Source organism: Dietzia timorensis (genome assembly GCF_020742175.1).
Taxonomy (GTDB): Bacteria; Actinomycetota; Actinomycetes; order Mycobacteriales; family Mycobacteriaceae; genus Dietzia; species Dietzia timorensis_A.
Genome location: NZ_DYXM01000068.1, coordinates 1 through 3410, shown reverse-complemented (window position 1 = coordinate 3410; position 3410 = coordinate 1). Strand labels below are relative to the sequence as shown.

Below are 3410 nucleotides of genomic sequence, written 5' to 3'. Positions count from 1 at the left end.
AAGAACGGATGGCCGGACACGGTGAACCCTGTGGCGAGTACGAGGACATCCAGTTCGTGGACCGTGCCATCCGTGGTTTCGACGCCGGTGGGCACGACCCGCCGGATCGGTTCGGTGATGACGTCGGTCTTCGCATCCGCCATGGCGGGGAAGTACGTGTTCGAGAACGTCGGCCGTTTGCAGCCGAACATGTAGTCCGGGGTGAGCTTTGCGCGCAGTTCCGCATCGGGAACCTGGCGTCGGAGGTGGGCCCGCGCAGTGGCCTCCATGACCTTGAGGAGGGCCGGTCGGAACACGAGGCCGTAGACCATCGACTCTAGGAGGACGTCAACGGTGCGACGCAACGCCCTCTGGGTGGCGGGAACGCGCGCGAAGAGGCGCTGCAGCGGGGTCGGGATCGGGCGGTCCGCGTGCGGGAAGATCCACGTCGGGGTGCGTTGGAAAACGGTGAGCGAGTCACCCGCGCGCACGGCCTGCGGGATGATCTGTACCCCAGAGGCGCCGGTTCCGACGACCCCGATGCGCGCGCCGCTCCAATCCGCGGTGTGGTCCCAGCGCGCGGAGTGTAGGACGGTGCCGGCGAATTCTTCGAGTCCTTCCAAACGCGGGGTCGACGGTTCGCTGAACGGTCCGAAGGCGCCGACGACGACACGCGCCCGCCACGCGCCGGCGGAAGTGGTGACGTTCCAGAATTGCCCCGCCTCGTCCCAGCGCAGGTCGAGGATCTCGTGGCCTAGCCGCAGGTGTGGTCCGATACCGAACTTCTCGCACACGTCGCGCAGGTAAGCGAGAAGCTCGGGCTGCAGGGGGTAGAGGCGGGACCAGTCGGGCTTTTGGGCGAACGAGAAGGAGTACAGCGCCGCCGGGATATCGCACTGTGCGCCCGGGTAGGTGTTCGCCTGCCAGGTGCCGCCGACCTCCGTGGCGCGGTCGAAGACGAGGAAGTTGGTAATGCCCTCGTCGAGCAGTCGCTTTGCGGTGCAGATGCCGCCGAACCCCGCGCCGACCACCGCCACCTCGAGCATGTGATTCGGGAGTGGACCGTTCTCGTTGTCCATGAACAGCTCCTCGCTGTAGCCGGCGTGGACGGCGCGCTCTGGGCGAGTCGTCCGTCGGGTGATACGTGTTTCAGTTTGATGTAGACATCACGTGATGTCAACAGTTGATCTGTTCGGCTTTGGACTCCCGCGGCCTGACGGCGCCGCGAAGTGGTCGTCGATCGGCCCCCACGGGGAGGTGAGGACCGTGTTAGGTTCGACGTGAACCACTTCCGTGCGGTGAAAGGCAGTCCCACATGGGTACCGGGCTCATAATTCTGATCGTCGTCATCATCCTTGTGGTGATAGCGGTGGCGGTCGCCATCGGCATGTACAACGGCCTCGTCCGCATGCGGAACAACGCGCGCGAGGCGTGGGCGCAGATCGACACGCAGCTCCAGCGCCGCGCCGACCTCATTCCCAACCTCGTCGAGACCGTCAAGGGCTACGCCAAGCACGAGAGCGAGACCCTGCAGCGGGTCACCGACGCGCGCGTCGCCGCGCAACGCGCCCACGAAACCGGCGAAGTCGCCGACGCGAAGACAGCGGAAACCGCGTACAAGGACGCGATGGTTCGGGTCAACGCAGTCGCCGAGCAGTACCCGGACCTCAAGGCCAGCCAGAACTTCCTGTCGTTGCAGGAGGAGCTCGCGACCACCGAGAACAAGGTGTCCTTCGCGCGCCAGCACTACAACGAGGCCGTCAATTCCTACAACACCAAGCGCGAGGTCTTCCCCTCGAACATCTTCGCCGGGATGTTCAACTTCAAGGCCGCCGAGCTCTTCGAGGTCGAGGACGAAGCCGATCGTCGCGCGCCCGGCGTCCAGTTCTAGAGCGCGAAGGTCGCGTTAACCTCTGATGGCGTCCTTCTCCTCCGAGCTCAAGCGGCTACGCCGAGGCGTGTTCGTTGCGTGGTTCGTCAACTTCCTCCTCCTCGCGCTGACGATCCTCGCGGCGATGCTGTTCGTCGCGTTGCCGAGCAACGTCACCAACGAAGAACTCCTGCGCTACCTGCTTCTCTACGCCGGAGTTGCCGTGGTCGTCGCCGCTGTGATCCTCTCGTTCGTCATGCTGCTCTCGTCGTCCGTCGTCATGGGGTCGGTGGGCGGCGACCACGAGCGGGTCACCAGCGGGCAGCTTTATAACATCGCCGAGGAGATGTCGATCGCCTCGGGAATGAAGGTGCCCGACGTCTACATCCAGCACGGCACAGGCGTCGCGAACGCCTACGCGCTGAGCAACCGCAAGGGCCACGCGCGCGTCGTGTTCACAGCGGAGATCCTGCAGACCCTCGACCGCTCCGAGGTCCAGGCGGTCATGGCGCACGAGCTCAGCCACGTCTACACCGGGGACTCGGTGGCGATGACCAGGCTCATCGCGCTGACGTCGACGGTCGGCATCATCGCGGGGATGTCCTCGCGCATGTTCTTCGGACGGCGCGGTGGCGGCGGCAATAACAACAACGGCAAGGCCAACCCGCTGGCGATCGTCATTATCGTGCTGGCGCTGATCTTCCTGCTCGTCGCGCCGATCCTCTCCCGCGTCGGCAACGCGTTCATGTCCCGCAAGCGGGAATCGCAGGCCGATGCGAACGCGGTGCGCTTCACCCGGAACCCCACCGCTATGGCGAGCGCGCTGGCCAAGATCGACGGCTACAGCTACCAGTCCGGCGCCGACAATAAGAAGAGCGCCGAGAAGTTCTACAAGACGGTCGGCGCTCTCGCGTTCTTCAACCCGGCGAAATTCGCCGGCGCCTTCGCCACGCACCCGCCGATCGGGGAACGGGTCGACGCTCTGGTCAAAATGGGCGCGGCGCCCCCGCAAGCGCCCGGGACCTAGCTCCGCCCGCCGGGGTGGGTACCTTGGCAGGCATGGACGACCAGAACAACGCGGCAGGCGAGTCCGGGCTCGTCGGGATCAGCTTCGACTCCGGGCCACTGGAGCTCACGCCGGTCATGGTGCGCGAGTTCGCCGCCGTTACACATTCCGATGACGGCGGAGAGCAGGTGCCCCACACGATTGCCGCTCCTCTCACGTCGGGGGTCCAGGAGAAACTCATCGGCGACGAACGCCTGGGGATCGACCTCGCCCGCACGATGCATACCGAGCAGCGGATCGAGGTGTCCCATCCGCTCGAGGTCGGGACGACCTACACCGCGACCGCGACTGTCGAGTCGATCCGCAAGGCTGCCGGCGGAAGGTTGATTACCTTCGTCACCGATGTCCGCGACCCGGGCGGATCGACGGTGCAGACGCTGCGCACGACGCTGCTGTCCGCGCTGGCCGAAGCGGACGAGAGCACGGGAGGGGCGGAATGAGCACGCAGTGGCCGAAGTTCGGCGAACGCACAATCGAGCTGAACCGCAAGGACCT

The 3410-nt window shown here is 65.6% G+C and carries 4 protein-coding genes; 3 read left to right on the top strand and 1 reads right to left on the bottom strand.

The window, feature by feature from the left end; genetic code table 11:
* Positions 1 to 1058 (bottom strand): NAD(P)/FAD-dependent oxidoreductase (locus K8V11_RS03790; protein WP_303911069.1); only part of this gene is annotated, 1058 nt, incomplete at its 3' end.
* A gap of 236 nt (positions 1059 to 1294) precedes the next feature.
* Between K8V11_RS03790 and K8V11_RS03785 the strand changes: the two genes are divergently transcribed.
* From K8V11_RS03785 to hadA, 3 genes are read left to right on the top strand one after another with little or no spacing between them, the layout of a single operon-like run.
* Complete coding sequence (locus K8V11_RS03785; protein WP_303911068.1) at positions 1295 to 1870, top strand: LemA family protein; 576 nt, start codon at positions 1295 to 1297, stop codon at positions 1868 to 1870.
* A 25-nt stretch (positions 1871 to 1895) separates the two neighbouring features.
* A complete protein-coding gene (locus K8V11_RS03780; RefSeq protein ID WP_303911067.1) occupies positions 1896 to 2876 on the top strand; it encodes a M48 family metalloprotease in 981 nt (326 codons plus the stop codon).
* A 32-nt stretch (positions 2877 to 2908) separates the two neighbouring features.
* A complete protein-coding gene (gene hadA, locus K8V11_RS03775) occupies positions 2909 to 3355 on the top strand; it encodes a (3R)-hydroxyacyl-ACP dehydratase subunit HadA (protein ID WP_303911066.1) in 447 nt (148 codons plus the stop codon).
* Positions 3356 to 3410: the final 55 nt, after the last annotated feature.

Coding starts and splice junctions, on each gene's coding strand:
- K8V11_RS03785 (WP_303911068.1), top strand. CDS start 1,295: ATGGGTACCGGGCTCATAATTCTGATCGTCGTCATCATCCTTGTGGTG.
- K8V11_RS03780 (WP_303911067.1), top strand. CDS start 1,896: ATGGCGTCCTTCTCCTCCGAGCTCAAGCGGCTACGCCGAGGCGTGTTC.
- hadA (WP_303911066.1), top strand. CDS start 2,909: ATGGACGACCAGAACAACGCGGCAGGCGAGTCCGGGCTCGTCGGGATC.